The organism is Proteus vulgaris (genome assembly GCF_033708015.1).
Lineage (GTDB): Bacteria > Pseudomonadota > Gammaproteobacteria > Enterobacterales > Enterobacteriaceae > Proteus.
This window is the reverse complement of the sequence record NZ_CP137920.1, coordinates 2,614,524-2,630,616: the sequence shown is the minus strand read 5'-3', so window position 1 is coordinate 2,630,616 and position 16,093 is coordinate 2,614,524. Positions and strand designations below refer to the sequence as shown.

The window sequence follows — 16,093 nt, the reverse complement described above, 5'->3', positions numbered from 1 at the left end:
TTATGCTTTACCCGAGCGAAGAAAAATTATATGCACCGATTGAATGGCTGGATTGTTCTGAAGGTTTTGAAGATATCCTCTATCATAAATCAGTCGATGGCATTGCAAAAATTACGATTAACCGCCCGCAAGTGCGTAATGCTTTCCGTCCTTTGACAGTGAAAGAGATGATCCAAGCATTAGCTGATGCACGTTATGATGACACAATTGGTACGATCATTTTAACGGGCGCGGGTGAAAAAGCATTCTGTGCTGGCGGTGACCAAAAAATTCGTGGCGACTACGGCGGATATCGCGATGATAGCGGTACACACCACTTAAACGTATTGGATTTCCAACGTCAAATTCGTACTTGTCCAAAACCTGTTGTCGCAATGGTTGCGGGTTATTCTATCGGTGGTGGTCATGTACTTCATATGATGTGCGATTTAACTATCGCTGCTGAAAACGCTATTTTTGGTCAAACAGGGCCTAAAGTCGGTTCTTTCGATGGCGGTTGGGGGGCTTCTTATATGGCGCGTATTGTTGGTCAAAAGAAAGCCCGCGAAATCTGGTTCTTATGCCGTCAATATGATGCAAAAGAAGCATTAGAAATGGGCTTGGTAAATACTGTTGTTCCTTATGCCGATCTTGAAAAAGAAACGGTACGCTGGTGTCGTGAGATGTTGGAAAACAGCCCAATGGCTTTACGTTGTTTGAAAGCGGCATTAAATGCAGATTGTGATGGTCAAGCGGGTCTTCAAGAATTAGCGGGTAATGCAACGATGTTATTCTATATGACAGAAGAAGGCCAAGAAGGTCGCAACGCCTTTAATGAAAAACGTCAACCTGATTTCACTCGATTTAAACGTAACCCATAATGCGAAACGCCAAACTCTATTCATTCAGCCTACCTGTAGATGCAGGCGTTGTTCTGCGCTATCAAAGGCTAAAAACGCGTGATGGTTTTCTTGTCTGTGTAGAGCAAAATGGCAAACAAGGATGGGGTGAGATTTCACCTCTTCCCGAGTTTAGCCGTGAAACTTTAGAACAAGCACAAGAAGCTGCACAATCTTGGTTAACAGCTTGGTGTGCAGGTGAAAATCCTGTTCATAGTGAACTACCAAGCGTGGCTTTTGGTATTAGCTGTGCATTAGCGGAGCTTGATGATACGTTGCCTCAAGACGCAAATTATCGTACTGCACCTTTATGTAATGGTGATCCGGATGACTTGATTTTAAGCCTTAATGATATGGAAGGTGAAAAGGTCGCTAAAATCAAGGTAGGCTTATATGAAGCTGTGCGTGATGGAATAGTGGTTAATCTGTTATTAGAAGCTATTCCTGATTTAAAACTTAGACTTGATGCGAATCGAAGCTGGACACCGACAAAAGCCGAAGGCTTTGCGAAGTATGTTAATCCGCAATGGCGCTCACGCATTGCGTTTTTAGAAGAACCTTGTAAAACGCCTGAAGAGTCACTGGCTTTTTCTCAAGCGACGGGTATTAATATCGCTTGGGATGAAACTGTACGTGATGACGGTTTTGAAGTAAAAGCGCAATCTGGTGTCACAACGATTGTTATCAAACCTACACTAGTCGGAAGTCTTGAACGCTGTCAACTGCTTGTTAAACAAGCGCATGCGCTAGGGTTAGATGCTATTATCAGTTCGAGTATTGAAAGTAGTTTCGGGCTCACTCAATTAGCAAGAATTGCACAATGGTTAACGCCTAATAGCATTCCAGGGCTTGATACTGTTGATTTAATTAAACAACAACTTATTCGTCCTTGGCCAAATGTAGATATTCCACTTATCTCTCTTGAACAGCTAGAGACAGTATGGCAACAGTAGTTCCCTTTACACAATGGCCGTGGCATCACTGGGCACAATTATACCCAAATGAAACGGCCATTATTTCAGGTTCCTCACCTATTACATGGCAGCAACTTAGTTGTCATATTAATTACTTAGCTGACAATTTTGCAAAACAAGGTGTTGATTCGCAAAGTACCGTGCTGTTGCGTGGAAAAAATCACCTCAATCTTGTTTTTGCACTACTCGCCGTTTTTCAATGTGGTGCTAAGGTTTTACCTTTAAATCCACAACTTCCAAAATCTTTACTTGATGAACTATTGCCTCACTTATGTATTGATTTTTATGCTGATTTGAGTAGTTCACCGCTAGATTTTAAAGGAACCTTGCTTGATCTTAGTGGTATTGAGCGAGATAACACCTCACGTCAATATAAAACACAAAGAGTCAATGATCTCCTATGGGATCCGTCTCGTATGGCAACACTTATTTTGACATCAGGCTCATCAGGTTTGCCCAAAGCCGCAGTCCATACCTTTGATGCCCATCTTTGTAGTGCAATAGGTGTTTTGTCATTAATGCCGTTGGAAAAAGGGGATAGCTGGCTACTTTCTTTGCCTCTATTTCATGTTTCAGGGCAAGGCATACTTTGGCGCTGGTTATTACGAGGAGCAACGCTGGTGGTGCGTGAAATGCACCCATTTGAAGAGGCTTTACAAGGTTGTACTCATGCCTCTTTAGTTCCTACACAATTATGGCGCTTCTTACAAAATAGAGCGCAACACAATCATCAACAACCGATGACCTTAAAATCTGTTTTACTAGGGGGCGCGATGATCCCTATTGAGCTAACGCAAGAAGCAGAACATTGGGGGATCCAATGCTGGTGTGGGTATGGTATGACGGAAATGGCATCGACCGTTTGCGCAAAGCGTGCTGATGGTAAAGCTGGAGTAGGGCTTCCATTAAAAGGCAAGAAGGTTCGGTTAGTGGATGATGAACTCCAGATAATGTCTGACAGTGTTGCTTTAGGTTATTGGTTTGATGGTAAATTAAAACCGCTATCACTCACGACTGATGGATGGTATTCAACGCGAGATAAAGGCGGTTTTATTGCTGATGAATGGCGTGTTTTAGGTCGTTTGGATAATCTCTTTTTTAGTGCAGGAGAAGGGATCCAACCCGAAGATATTGAAAAAATTCTTAATACACATTCAGGGGTTAGCCAATCTTTTGTTGTCCCTATTGATGATGCAGAATTTGGACAACGCCCCGTTGCCGTTGTCGATGCTGATATTGAAATAATCAATCAATTACCGCAGTGGTATCACTCCCGATTAGCGGGGTTTCAACGACCCGTTGCTTGCCTACAACTCCCTGAAAGCCTTAAAAATGGGGGAATTAAAATTTCCCGTAAGCAAGTCCAAGAGTGGGTAAAGGGCAAATGATCCTTAATTATATATAATTGTTATTATTTAATATTAAACGCTTATTTTACTTTATTATGATATTGATGTGATGTTCTTATGAGTAAAACAGATTATATTTTACGTTCCCTTTCAAAGATAACTAAAAAACGATGGGAACATTATGTTATCAACCGTATATTTCATAAATTAGACGATCCCGAAATTGAATTTGTTTGTCAGCAGTGTATTCGGAAATCAAACTCTCCAGGTAAAATATATCTTGCTGATTTATTCTTTCCGCAACTTGAGCTGTATTTGGAAATAGATGAAGAGCATCACGATAGTGATGAGGCTAAAAAAGCAGATGCAATTAGACGGCTTGATATTATTGAAACTACTGGTTTTATCGAAAATCGGATCCCTGCTAGTAACGTTACTCTAGAACAGTTAAATGCTAGTATAGACGAATTTGTTAATTTGCTTATAGACACTAAAGAAAAGCTAAAGGCGCAAAAGAATTTTCTACCTTGGGACTATAACGCACAATATACAGCTGAGCGCCACATAAATGCTGGTTTTATGGAAGTTGGGCCTCATGCTATTTTTCGCTACCATCGTGATGCTTTAGAGTGCTTTGGCTATATTAATAAAGGGCATCACCAGTCTGGTAGTTGGAAGTTACCCGAAAATATTGTAAAAGCGATTGGTTTATCTGGTCGTACAATGGTGTGGTTTCCTCGTCTTTATAAAGCTGGTGTTTGGGATAATGAGCTTTCTCGTGATGGTGAATGGATCACAGAGAAAAGTCTTGAAGTCAATAACAACTATATCGAAGATTGGGATTATCGTATTGTTATGGCTCATTCTCGAGATGAACTTAACCGAGTGTTATATCGGTTTCTAGGGGTTTTTCAGATAGATAAGAATCAATCCGTAGAAGGAGTAAATATTTTTAAACGAATTAATACTAAAGTAAAAGTCTTTAATTCATATAATTAAATATTTCTTTAATATAAAATATGCCCCTAGCTTTTTACTAGGGGCATGAGTGCCGAGTTGCTCACAAGGCTTCTTATTATACGGTTATTTAGCGTCTTTTTTCGCTAACGCTTTCATTGCTTTTTCAACGCCAGCGCCATATTCAGGGTGAACTTTCTTAAATAGGGCAATTTGACGTTTTTGTGTATCTTTACTTGCCTGCACTAACTCACCTGCTATACGCGCAAACATACGTTGATGCTCTTCATCACTCAGTAATTCATACAGCGCACGTGGTTGACTGAAATAATCTTCATCCTCACGATGATTCCAATGATCTGCCGCACCTTCAATTGATAATGGTGGTTCTTTAAAATTAGGCTGTTCTTGGAACATTCCGCCATTATTTGGCTCGTAAGTAATGCCACTACCACTATTGCCATCAACACGCATTGCACCATCACGGTGATAATTATGGAATGGGCATTGTGGTGCATTGACGGGGATTTGATGGTGATTAACACCTAAACGATAGCGGTGAGCATCACCATAAGAGAATAGGCGACCTTGTAACATTTTATCTGGCGAGAAGCCAATGCCTGGAACAATGTTAGCAGGGCTAAATGCCGCTTGCTCTACATCAGAGAAGTAGTTTTCAGGATTACGATTTAACTCGAAATAGCCTACATCGATTAAAGGATAATCCGCATGAGGCCAAACTTTAGTTAAATCAAAAGGATTATAAGGGACTTTTGACGCTTCTTTTTCTGGCATCACTTGGATCTGTAAATTCCAACGAGGGAAATCACCACGTTCAATAGCATCAAATAAATCACGTTGCGAGCTTTCTCTATCTTTACCGACTAGCGCTTCAGCTTCATCATCCATCAGATTTTTAATGCCTTGCTGGCAACGGAAGTGGAATTTAACCCAAAAGCGCTCATTATCTTTGTTAATAAAGCTATAAGTATGGCTACCAAAACCATGAATAAAACGATAACTTTGTGGTAAACCGCGGTCGCTCATATCAATAGTTAATTGGTGCAATGCTTCTGGTAAATGTGAGAAGAAATCCCATTTGTATGCCATATTGCGTAGGTTAGTTTTAGGATCACGTTTTACAATGTGGTTTAAGTCAGGGAATTTCAGAGCATCACGAAGGTAGAAAACAGGAGTGTTGTTACCCACCATATCCCAGTTACCTTCTTCAGTATAAAATTTTAACGCAAAGCCACGAATATCACGCTCGGCGTCTGCTGCACCTCTTTCACCAGCAACTGTCGAAAAACGCGCAAACATTTCTGTTTTTTTACCCACTTTAGAGAAAATTTTAGCGCGAGTATATTTTGTAATATCGTGAGTGACTTTAAATGTACCAAAAGCACCAGAGCCTTTCGCGTGCATACGTCTTTCTGGAATAACTTCACGATCAAAGTGAGCCAGCTTTTCTAGAAACCAGACATCTTGAAGTAACATTGGACCACGAGGGCCTGCTGTCATCGAGTTATTATTGTCTACAACCGGTGCGCCTGACGCCGTTGTGAGCTTTTTCTTTTCCATCACATATCTCCAGTTTATGAAATAGTTAACGTTCTAAAAAATAGCATGCGTGAATAAAACTAAGCGAACAGCCTTATATTTATTATGGTTTATATTGACCGTAATTCCACTTTAGCAATATTAAACTCATTAATAAAACCAATTAGACCAATAATATTAATAGACGTAACTTATTTACATAGATTGAAAATTCTACAGGTTATCTTTCAATTTTCACTCAATTTGTTTAATAAATTTGCTGTATAATTATAAGTTTGGATAATTATTTTCTGGAGTAATAACAATGAAAAAATATTTATTGGTCGGCGCAATAAGTGCACTGTTTGTGGCTGGAAATGCCAATGCAGTATCAATGAATATTCAAGCAGGGAAACATTATACTGATGTTCGCGCTGGTTTAGGTGATCCTACAGCGGGTCTTTCTTTTAACGGAAACTGGGCACGTAGTGATCATGATGGTCAGACAGGTAGCCTCGGTGCAAAATTCGCATTGCCATTAGGGCCTTTCTCAGCGAGTGTTGGAGGTAAAGCACTCTACTTATCACCAAAAAATGGTGATGATGGTGCCGCTTTAGCGGGTGGTGTGGGTCTTAACTGGAATGTTCTGCCTTCTTTAAGTGTGTATGGAGAAGCTTATGCATCTCCAGAAGGGTTAACCTCTGGCAGTAAATCTTATTATGAAGCCGATGTGGGGGCTCAATTAATGGTATTTAAACCACTGCATGTTAATGCGGGTTATCGTGTGATTGAAATCGAAAACTCACATAATAGAAGCAACAATAAATTAGCGGATGGTTTCTATGTGGGAGCGGGTTTAAGTTTTTGATCCCAGCGCTATCTTTGAATCAAAAAAGCAGGTGTTCACAATGAACTGCACCTGCTTTTTTATTGCCTATAAGAAAGCGGATATAAAAATGTTAGCCTACTTGAGGTAATAAACCAAAAGTAATCGCGATTTGAATACCAATTACAACGAGTCCACAAATAAACACAATACCTAATGCACCTTTCCCACCTTTAACTTTGTATTTATCTGTCCCGTGTTTTTCTTGTCTGACTTTCCATACTAATAAAGCCGGTAGAAGCAACGCTAAGATTGACAGCGCAATAGCAGCATAGGCTAGAGCTTGCACAAAGTTAGGGAAGTAAAGCGCACACAGTAAAGGCGGTACAAACGTTAATAGACTTGATTGCATGCGCCCAGTTGCGCGATTACTGCGTTTGAATAGGTCAGCGAGATAATCAAATAAGCCTAATGCAACACCAAGGAATGAAGTCGCTAAAGCTAATGCGGCAAATAGGTTAACTGCAATATTTACGCGAGGTGTCGCAACAACATCACGAATAGCTGTCAGTAAGCCATTTAATCCAGATTGTTGCGCCATAATTCCCATAAAAGTATTTGTTGGGATAGCGCCTAACGTGGCAATTTGCCATAAAATATAAGCAACAAGTGGGATCGCACTACCAATAATAAAGATAATACGTAGCTTTTTAATATCCCCATTCATGTAACTGACAATACTTGGCACACTCCCATGAAAACCAAATGAGGTAAAAATAACAGGAATAGCAGAAAGAATAAGCCCATACGCCACAGGCATTGAGGTTAAGTTTACTGATTCAACGTGAGGTAACATCACAATCAGCATAAATATGAGGAAGAAAACTTTCGCGGTAAATAATAGACGGTTAATCATATCAACCGATGTTGTCCCAATTCCTACCACAGCGCCACCAATCACTGTAAAGATAATAATACCTTGTGTGACAGAAAGCTCATGACCAATCCAAGATGAGAGGGTGGAGGAAAGGAGTTCACCTGCACCACTAATATAAGCTGTTGTTAGCGCATACATTAATAGCAATAGTGCGAGTCCAGTGATAACTTGACCGCCTATACCGAGATAGCGTTTTGCGATAGAGCCAAGACCAGTATGGGGATCGTTGTATTGATAAACTTCCACCAACAATAATGCGGTATAGCTCATCAATAACCATAAGCCAATAAGTAATAGCATCATTGTGCTAAAACCAATACCCACCGCAGCAAGTGGCATTGCCAACATACCTGCCCCAATTGTTGTTCCTGCAACAATAAAAACACTGCCTATAGTGCGATTCTTCACAAGATCCTCTGTTCACGAGACTATTTTATTTACTTGAAAAGCAGAGTATAAGAATGGTAAATTTCTGTCAAATTTTAATTACGTACAGTGTAATCATTAGTTTACAAAAAATGTTTTATGAATAAAAAAACGCCAATCATAAATATGAATTGGCGCTTAAAGAGGAAGGTTTATAAGAGACTTAATCGTCAAGCTCTACCATTCGTCTTATTTGATCTCGATTAATTTGTTTAAGCTGTCCTGTTTCTGCATCTTTGTAGGTAATTAATCCAGTTGCTTCATCTTCTTGGGGTTTATCTGTTGTTAAAATTGTTTCCCCATTTACTGTTTCTATTTTTTGCGGACTTGAACAGCCTGCAACGAGCAGAATTGAGGTAGAAATAGCAATGACTGAGAAAATAGACTTTAATTTCATAATGCTTTTCCTTTTTTTATCGTGTTAACTTAACCTTAGTCAAAGTTGAACAAGAGTGTTAGAAAAAAGCTCAAATTAAGATGATTCAAATTATTCAGAGTGAATTTCTATTTCAATATCACTGATAGGGTGACAGCTACAAGGTAAGATTTCATCAGGCTGAATAAAGGCTAAAGGCTCATTGTGATAACAAACTTTGCCTTTCACTAAACGTAGACGACAAGAGCCGCAGTAGCCTTCGCGACATTGGTATTCGATTTGGACTTTCCCGTGTTCTAATGCATCAAGCAAAGAAGGATGGGTGTCAGTATGGAATTCTAGTGGTTTTGAAGGACCCTGCTGATGCAGGGTCACTTTATGAGATGCCATAACGTATCGCTATTATTTCTCAGTATTACAGTTCAAAGTTACTTAAGTCATCAGTATCAACTTGTGAATCGATTTGACCCACGAGGTAAGAACTGACTTCCACTTCTTGAGGCGCAACTTGAACGTTGTCAGACACTAACCATGCATTGATCCATGGAATAGGGTTAGAGCGCGCTTTAAATGGTAATTTAAGACCCACAGCTTGCATGCGAATATTTGTAATATATTCAACATATTGGCAAAGGATATCTTTATTTAAACCAATCATTGAGCCTTCAGAGAATAGGTATTCAGCCCACTCTTTTTCTTGCTCAGCGGCTTCAACAAACAGGTCATAACACTCTTGCTCACATTCAGCTGCAATTTCTGCCATTTCAGGATCATCTTGACCTGAACGCAATAAATTCAGCATATGCTGTGTACCTGTTAAGTGTAGCGCTTCATCACGCGCTATGAGTCTAATGATTTTCGCGTTACCTTCCATCAGTTCACGTTCTGCAAAGGCAAATGAACAGGCAAAACTAACGTAGAAACGGATCGCTTCTAGTGCGTTGACGCTCATTAAGCACAGATAAAGCTGTTTCTTTAATTTGCGTAATGTGACATGAACTGTTTTACCTTTAACCTGATGTTCACCTTCACCATACATGTGATAAAGATTGGTCAGCTTGATTAATTCATCATAATAAGAAGAAATATCACGCGCACGTTTTAAAATTTCTTCATTTTCAACGATGTCATCAAATACAACGGACGGATCGTTAACAATATTACGAATAATATGTGTATAAGAACGTGAGTGAATGGTTTCAGAGAATGACCATGTTTCAACCCATGTCTCTAACTCTGGAATTGAGATTAAAGGTAAGAAAGCCACGTTAGGGCTTCTTCCTTGAATTGAATCCAACAGTGTTTGATATTTTAAATTACTAATAAAAATATGTTTTTCATGATCAGGCAACGCATTATAGTCAATACGATCACGAGAAACGTCCACTTCTTCTGGACGCCAGAAGAAGGAGAGTTGTTTTTCAATTAGCTTTTCAAAAATAGGGTATTTTTGCTGATCATAACGCGCTACGTTAACAGATTGCCCAAAAAACATGGGCTCCTGAAGTTGATCATTTTTAACTTGTGAAAAAGTAGTATAAGACATAGCTTCCTCAATTAAATTTTACACGCGCCGCCTTCACAATCTGAATCTTCTGTCTCAACGACTTCCAGATCACCCTGTACATCGTCTGCACCATCACGGGTATTGTGGTAATAAAGTGTTTTTACACCATATTTGTAAGCGAGCAGCAAATCTTTCAGCAGTTGGTTCATTGGAACCTTACCGCTAGGGAAACGAGTAGGATCGTAGTTAGTGTTTGCTGAAATTGCTTGGTCAACGAATTTCTGCATGATACCCACTAACTGCAAGTAACCTTCAATACTTGGCATTTGCCACAGTAATTCATAAGCGCCTTTTAAACGCTCATACTCAGGAACCACTTGACGTAAAATACCGTCTTTAGAGGCTTTAATACTGATATAACCACGAGGTGGTTCGATACCATTTGTTGCATTCGAAATCTGTGAAGATGTTTCTGATGGCATCAGCGCAGACAGTGTTGAATTACGTAAACCGTGCGCTTTAATGTCTTTGCGTAAACCTTCCCAATCGTAATGCAGCGGTTCTTTTGTCAGTACATCCAATGATTTTTTATAGGTATCAATAGGTAAAATACCTTCAGCGTAAGTGGTTTCATTAAACCATGGACATGCGCCTTGTTCTTTCGCTAATTCATTAGATGCTTTTAATAAATAGTATTGAATGGCTTCAAATGCACGATGGGTTAAGTTATTTGCGCTACCATCGGAGTAGCGAACACCGTGCTTCGCTAAATAATAAGCAAAGTTAATGACACCAATACCTAAGGTACGACGACCCATTGCACCTTGTTTGGCTGCTAAGATTGGATAATCTTGGTAATCTAATAACGCATCTAATGAACGAACAGCTAAACGAGCAAGTTCTTCTAATTCATCAAGATTTTCAATTGCACCTAAGTTAAATGCAGATAATGTACACAGTGCAATTTCACCATTAGGATCTTTAATATCATTTAATGGTTTAGTAGGCAGTGCGATTTCTAAGCATAAGTTTGATTGGCGAATTGGTGCAATTGCCGGATCAAATGGGCTATGTGTATTACAATGGTCAACGTTCTGAATATAGATACGACCAGTTGAGGCACGTTCTTGCATCATTAATGAGAATAATTCAACCGCTTTAACTTGTTTTTGGCGGATGCTCTTATCTTTCTCATATTGCACATATAAACGTTCAAATTCATCTTGATCAGCAAAGAATGCATCATATAAACCAGGGACATCAGAAGGACTGAATAAAGTAATATTCTGGTCTTTGATTAAACGTTCATACATTAATTTGTTTAATTGAACGCCGTAATCTAAATGACGAACACGGTTATCATCAACACCACGGTTATTTTTCAGTACCAGCAGGCTTTCAACTTCTAAATGCCATAATGGATAGAACAAGGTTGCCGCACCACCACGAACACCACCTTGCGAGCAAGATTTTACCGCAGTTTGGAAGTGTTTATAGAATGGGATACAACCCGTATGGAATGCTTCACCATTACGAATAGCACTACCTAATGCACGAATACGACCTGCATTAATCCCAATACCTGCACGCTGAGAAACATATTTCACAATCGCACTTGATGTCGCATTGATAGAATCAAGGCTGTCGTCGCACTCAATTAAAACACAAGAGCTAAATTGACGAGTTGGTGTTCTTACACCCGCCATGATTGGCGTCGGTAATGAGATTTTAAAGGTTGAAATCGCATTATAGAAACGTTCGATATAGTCCATACGTGTTGCTTGTGGATAACGAGAGAACAAGCAAGCTGCAACTAAAACATATAAGAACTGTGCGCTTTCGTAAATTTCGCCTGTAATACGGTTTTGAACGAAGTATTTACCTTCTAATTGTTTAACCGCGGCGTAGGAGAAATTCATATCACGTTGATGAACAATAAAGCTATTCATCTGTTCGAACTCTTCCTGTGTGTAATCTTCAAGAAGATGGCGATCGTATTTGCCTAAATCGACTAATTTTTTAACGTGCTCATACAGTGTCGGTGGCTCAAATTGACCATACGCTTTTTTACGTAAATTAAATACGGCAAGACGGGCAGCGAGATACTGATAATCAGGCGTTTCACCAGAGATTAAGTCTGCAGCCGCTTTTACCAGCGTTTCATGGATATCAGCAGTTTTGATACCATCATAAAACTGAATCTGAGAACGTAATTCAACTTGAGATACAGAGACATTTTCTAGACCTTCTGCGGCCCAGGTAATAACACGGTGAATTTTGTCTAAGTCAATGCGTTCTTTATGACCATCACGTTTTGTAACGAGTAGGCTGTGATTCATGAGCGATGCACCTTTCTTGCATTAGTGCTACCTGAAATTTTATACCGCAAAAAAACGCTCCCGATGACAATCTGTGCCAAGGAGTCTTGTGGTGTGAAATTTAAGGAAACACAATATATAGGGGTTGGTTCAAATGGTGATAACAAGATAAAGGTAATTGAGAGATTGATCAAGTGTACAAATCTGATTGTTTCTGTGGATAAATAGGGGATAAATTTTTTAATAACTGCCTGTACCCTGCATAAATACAGGCAGTAAGAAACACAAATTCAAGTGACATCGATGTAAAGTCAATTTTAAAAAATGTGATCGTTTGATGTTTTATTAAACCAAATCAAACTTTCAATTTCACAAATTCGAGTTATGTGTCGATTGTGTGTGCACCATATAATTCACATCAACATTTGGCGCTAATCGGAATTTATCAGTGATAGGGTTATAATGTAAACCAATCATATTTTTGCTACGTAAATCGGTTTCATCGACCCAACTCAGTAATTCTGATGGACGAATAAACTTATTAGCATCATGTGTGCCCTTAGGTACCATATTCAGAATATACTCTGCACCGACGACCAGCATTAGCCACGCTTTTTTATTACGATTGATGGTTGAAAAGAAAACATGTCCACCTGGTTTTACCAGTTTGGCGCAGGCTCTTACAACAGAAGATGGGTCAGGAACGTGTTCTAACATCTCCATGCAAGTAACAACGTCGTAAGTTTGTGGGTTTTCATTTGCGTGGTTTTCAACGGTATCTTGAATGTAAGTGACAGGAATACCTGATTCGAGTGAGTGCAAACGTGCAACTTGTAATGGCTCTGTACCCATATCAAGCCCCGTTACTTCAGCCCCAACGCATGCCATACTTTCAGACAAAATACCGCCACCACAACCAACATCGAGGACTTTTTTTCCAAATAGGCCGTCAGCGCGTTCTTGAATATAGTTGAGTCTTAGTGGGTTGATGCGGTGCAATGGCTTAAATTCACCATCAAGATCCCACCACCGTGATGCGACGCTTTCAAACTTGTCGATTTCATGCTGATCCACGTTAGCATGTAAAGAGGTTGTTTTATCATTCATCAGAAAGTATTACTCCTATTTTTATATTGTCATGATTCTACCAACGTTAGACGCCGAAATCGAAGAGAATAGAGAAACGATCATTAATTTAGTTGTTTCCTTTTTCCAAAAATTGGCGATTTGTGGTATAGTTCTAAACCTTTGAATCCGTAGTATGAGGGACAGTGGCTCCATGAGCGACATTGCCAGAGAAATCACACCAGTTAATATCGAAGAAGAGCTGAAAAGCTCATATTTGGATTATGCGATGTCTGTTATTGTAGGACGCGCATTACCCGATGTTCGAGACGGACTGAAGCCAGTACACCGCCGAGTGCTTTTCGCGATGAATGTACTAGGAAACGATTGGAATAAACCTTATAAAAAATCAGCCCGTGTTGTTGGGGATGTTATCGGTAAATATCACCCGCACGGTGACAGTGCTGTTTATGAAACGATTGTTCGTTTAGCACAGCCTTTTTCTATGCGTTACATGTTGGTTGACGGGCAGGGTAACTTCGGGTCAGTTGATGGTGACTCGGCGGCTGCGATGCGTTATACCGAAGTTCGTATGGCGAAAATCGCCCATGAACTGCTGGCGGATTTGGAAAAAGAAACGGTTGATTTTGTTCCTAACTATGATGGAACAGAACATATTCCGGCAGTAATGCCAACCCGTATTCCAAACTTGTTAGTCAATGGTTCTTCAGGGATTGCGGTAGGGATGGCAACAAATATTCCTCCACATAACCTAGGCGAAGTTATCGACGGTTGTCTTGCTTACGTTGATAATGAAGACATCACGATTGAAGAGTTGATGGAACATATTACGGGGCCTGATTTCCCGACGGCGGCTATTATTAATGGCCGCAGAGGAATTTTAGATGCTTACCGTACTGGTCGCGGAAAAATTTATATCCGTGCTCAGGCTGATATCGAAACTGATGAGAAAACAGGTCGCGAAACGATTATCGTGACAGAAATTCCTTATCAAGTGAATAAAGCTCGCTTAATTGAAAAAATTGCAGAGCTTGTTAAAGATAAGCGTATTGAAGGCATTAGCGGACTACGTGACGAATCTGATAAAGACGGCATGCGTATTGTCGTTGAAATCAAACGTGATGCTGTGGGTGAAGTGGTATTAAATCACTTATTCTCACAAACACAAATGCAGGTTTCTTTCGGTATTAATATGGTTGCTCTTCACCAAGGTCAGCCAAAACTATTAAATTTAAAAGAAATTATCTCTGCCTTTATTCGTCACCGTCGTGAAGTTGTTACTCGTCGTACGATTTATGAATTACGTAAAGCGCGTGACCGTGCCCATATCTTAGAAGCATTAGCTGTTGCCTTGGCGAACATTGACCCTGTTATTGAAATGATCCGTCAAGCACCAAATCCAGCAGAAGCAAAAGCGGCATTAATTGCACAACCTTGGGATTTAGGTAGTGTTTCTACCATGTTAGAGCGTGCTGGCGACAGCAATGTTGCTCGTCCTGAATGGTTAGAGCAACAATATGGCGTGCATGACGGTAAGTACTATCTGACAGAGCAACAAGCTCAAGCTATTTTGGATCTGCGTTTGCAGAAACTGACAGGCCTTGAACATGAAAAACTGTTAGATGAATATCGTGAGCTATTACTCCAAATTGCTGAGTTATTACATATCCTAAGAAGCCCAGAGCGTCTGATGGAAGTCATTCGTGAAGAGCTAAATGCGATTAAAGATCAATATAACGATCCTCGTCGTACTGAGATCACTGAAAATACAGCGGATATTAATATCGAAGACTTGATCAATGAAGAAAATGTTGTAGTGACACTTTCTCATCAAGGTTACGTAAAATATCAACCACTTACTGATTACGAAGCACAGCGACGTGGCGGTAAAGGTAAATCAGCAGCGAGAATTAAAGAAGAAGACTTTATCGATCGTCTATTGGTGGCAAACACCCATGATACGATTTTATGCTTCTCAAGCCGTGGTCGTCTCTATTGGATGAAAGTTTACCAGCTACCAGAGGCAAGTCGTGGTGCGCGTGGTCGTCCAATTATCAACTTATTACCTCTTGAACAAAATGAACGTATTACCGCTATTTTGCCAGTAAGAGAGTATGAAGAAGATAAGTTTGTCTTTATGGCAACGGCAAGCGGAACCGTGAAGAAAACACCTCTGCAAGATTTCAGTCGTCCTCGTAGTGCAGGTATCATTGCCGTTAATTTAAATGAAGGCGATGAGTTAATTGGTGTTGATTTAACCGATAGCACTAACGAAGTGATGTTGTTCTCTGCCGAAGGTAAAGTGGTTCGCTTTGCAGAAGATTGTGTTCGCCCAATGGGGCGTACTGCGACCGGTGTTCGTGGTATGAAATTGAGTGATGACGATAAAGTGGTTTCACTCATCATTCCTCGTGGTGAAGGTGATATCTTAACCGTAACTGAAAATGGTTATGGTAAACGTACAGCTCAAAGCGAATACCCAACGAAAAATCGTGCAACACAAGGCGTTATCTCTATTAAAGTGAGTGAGCGTAACGGTAAAGTTGTTGGTGCAATTCAAGTTGAAGAAACTGACCAAATTATGATGATCACCAATGCAGGTACATTAGTTCGTACTCGTGTTTCTGAAGTCAGCATTGTTGGACGTAATACACAAGGTGTTACTTTAATTCGTACAGCGGAAGGTGAGTTGGTTGTTGGCTTGCAGCGTGTTGAAGATGAAGATGATGCATTAGACGACGATGAAGTTAATGAAGTGATTAACGATGAATCATCCGAAGCACCTGATTCAGATTCAGTAGATGATGCGGACGAAGAATAATATTTATTATTTTGGTGTATAAATAAAATAAAGCAGGCATAATTGCCTGCTTTTTTTATGTGGTAGGCACAATTTATCATCAGAAAAAATTATCCTGAT

Annotated in this window: 13 protein-coding genes; 6 read left to right on the top strand and 7 right to left on the bottom strand. The window is 39.9% G+C overall.

What is annotated here, in order from left to right; translation table 11 throughout:
• The first annotated feature begins 2 nt into the window (after positions 1-2).
• The 4 genes from menB to SB028_RS12505 all read left to right on the top strand — a co-directional run bounded on the left by menB (position 3) and on the right by SB028_RS12505 (position 4,200).
• On the top strand, positions 3-860 hold the full coding sequence (menB, locus tag SB028_RS12520) for a 1,4-dihydroxy-2-naphthoyl-CoA synthase (protein WP_069367999.1): 858 nt from the start codon (positions 3-5) through the stop codon (positions 858-860).
• A complete protein-coding gene (gene menC / locus SB028_RS12515) occupies positions 860-1,831 on the top strand; it encodes an o-succinylbenzoate synthase (protein WP_069368000.1) in 972 nt (323 codons plus the stop codon). The genes menB and menC overlap by 1 nt, the downstream gene beginning before the upstream one ends.
• The gene (gene menE / locus SB028_RS12510; protein WP_069368001.1) at positions 1,819-3,240 is read left to right on the top strand and encodes an o-succinylbenzoate--CoA ligase; all 1,422 of its coding nucleotides are present in this window, start codon (positions 1,819-1,821) and stop codon (positions 3,238-3,240) included. The genes menC and menE overlap by 13 nt, the downstream gene beginning before the upstream one ends.
• Before the next feature lie 78 nt (positions 3,241-3,318).
• On the top strand, positions 3,319-4,200 hold the full coding sequence (locus SB028_RS12505; RefSeq protein ID WP_069368002.1) for an AbaSI family restriction endonuclease: 882 nt from the start codon (positions 3,319-3,321) through the stop codon (positions 4,198-4,200).
• Between the two features lie 84 nt (positions 4,201-4,284).
• Here SB028_RS12505 and SB028_RS12500 read toward each other — a convergent pair whose 3' ends face one another.
• Entirely contained in the window at positions 4,285-5,739 is a 1,455-nt protein-coding gene (locus SB028_RS12500) for a catalase (RefSeq protein WP_069368003.1), read from the bottom strand.
• Positions 5,740-6,022: 283 nt separating this feature from the next.
• Between SB028_RS12500 and SB028_RS12495 the strand changes: the two genes are divergently transcribed.
• Positions 6,023-6,565, top strand: coding sequence for a YfaZ family outer membrane protein (locus SB028_RS12495; protein WP_069368004.1), 543 nt, complete (start codon positions 6,023-6,025; stop codon positions 6,563-6,565).
• Between the two features lie 91 nt (positions 6,566-6,656).
• Here the strand turns inward: SB028_RS12495 and tyrP are convergent, their stop codons facing one another.
• From tyrP to ubiG, 6 genes are all read right to left on the bottom strand, one after another.
• Entirely contained in the window at positions 6,657-7,868 is a 1,212-nt protein-coding gene (gene tyrP, locus SB028_RS12490; protein WP_069368005.1) for a tyrosine transporter TyrP, read from the bottom strand.
• A gap of 181 nt (positions 7,869-8,049) precedes the next feature.
• Complete coding sequence (locus SB028_RS12485; protein ID WP_069368006.1) at positions 8,050-8,283, bottom strand: YgdI/YgdR family lipoprotein; 234 nt, start codon at positions 8,281-8,283, stop codon at positions 8,050-8,052.
• 90 nt (positions 8,284-8,373) lie between these two features.
• The gene (gene yfaE, locus SB028_RS12480) at positions 8,374-8,652 is read right to left on the bottom strand and encodes a class I ribonucleotide reductase maintenance protein YfaE (RefSeq protein WP_069368007.1); all 279 of its coding nucleotides are present in this window, start codon (positions 8,650-8,652) and stop codon (positions 8,374-8,376) included.
• Between the two features lie 25 nt (positions 8,653-8,677).
• Positions 8,678-9,808: a class Ia ribonucleoside-diphosphate reductase subunit beta gene (nrdB, locus tag SB028_RS12475; protein WP_069368008.1), complete on the bottom strand. Its 1,131-nt coding sequence runs from the start codon at positions 9,806-9,808 to the stop codon at positions 8,678-8,680.
• An 11-nt stretch (positions 9,809-9,819) separates the two neighbouring features.
• Entirely contained in the window at positions 9,820-12,108 is a 2,289-nt protein-coding gene (nrdA, locus tag SB028_RS12470) for a class 1a ribonucleoside-diphosphate reductase subunit alpha (RefSeq protein ID WP_069368009.1), read from the bottom strand.
• Positions 12,109-12,456: 348 nt separating this feature from the next.
• Entirely contained in the window at positions 12,457-13,194 is a 738-nt protein-coding gene (gene ubiG / locus SB028_RS12465; RefSeq protein ID WP_069368011.1) for a bifunctional 2-polyprenyl-6-hydroxyphenol methylase/3-demethylubiquinol 3-O-methyltransferase UbiG, read from the bottom strand.
• Positions 13,195-13,366: 172 nt separating this feature from the next.
• On the opposite strand from ubiG, the gene gyrA reads away from it, so the two are divergent.
• The gene (gene gyrA / locus SB028_RS12460; protein WP_069368012.1) at positions 13,367-15,994 is read left to right on the top strand and encodes a DNA topoisomerase (ATP-hydrolyzing) subunit A; all 2,628 of its coding nucleotides are present in this window, start codon (positions 13,367-13,369) and stop codon (positions 15,992-15,994) included.
• Positions 15,995-16,093: the final 99 nt, after the last annotated feature.

Excerpts from the sequence above, each read along its gene's own strand:
- menB (WP_069367999.1), top strand. The coding sequence starts at position 3 with ATGCTTTACCCGAGCGAAGAAAAATTATATGCACCGATTGAATGGCTG.
- menC (WP_069368000.1), top strand. The coding sequence starts at position 860 with ATGCGAAACGCCAAACTCTATTCATTCAGCCTACCTGTAGATGCAGGC.
- menE (WP_069368001.1), top strand. The coding sequence starts at position 1,819 with ATGGCAACAGTAGTTCCCTTTACACAATGGCCGTGGCATCACTGGGCA.
- SB028_RS12505 (WP_069368002.1), top strand. The coding sequence starts at position 3,319 with ATGAGTAAAACAGATTATATTTTACGTTCCCTTTCAAAGATAACTAAA.
- SB028_RS12500 (WP_069368003.1), bottom strand. The coding sequence starts at position 5,739 with ATGGAAAAGAAAAAGCTCACAACGGCGTCAGGCGCACCGGTTGTAGAC.
- SB028_RS12495 (WP_069368004.1), top strand. The coding sequence starts at position 6,023 with ATGAAAAAATATTTATTGGTCGGCGCAATAAGTGCACTGTTTGTGGCT.
- SB028_RS12485 (WP_069368006.1), bottom strand. The coding sequence starts at position 8,283 with ATGAAATTAAAGTCTATTTTCTCAGTCATTGCTATTTCTACCTCAATT.
- yfaE (WP_069368007.1), bottom strand. The coding sequence starts at position 8,652 with ATGGCATCTCATAAAGTGACCCTGCATCAGCAGGGTCCTTCAAAACCA.
- nrdB (WP_069368008.1), bottom strand. The coding sequence starts at position 9,808 with ATGTCTTATACTACTTTTTCACAAGTTAAAAATGATCAACTTCAGGAG.
- nrdA (WP_069368009.1), bottom strand. The coding sequence starts at position 12,108 with ATGAATCACAGCCTACTCGTTACAAAACGTGATGGTCATAAAGAACGC.
- ubiG (WP_069368011.1), bottom strand. The coding sequence starts at position 13,194 with ATGAATGATAAAACAACCTCTTTACATGCTAACGTGGATCAGCATGAA.
- gyrA (WP_069368012.1), top strand. The coding sequence starts at position 13,367 with ATGAGCGACATTGCCAGAGAAATCACACCAGTTAATATCGAAGAAGAG.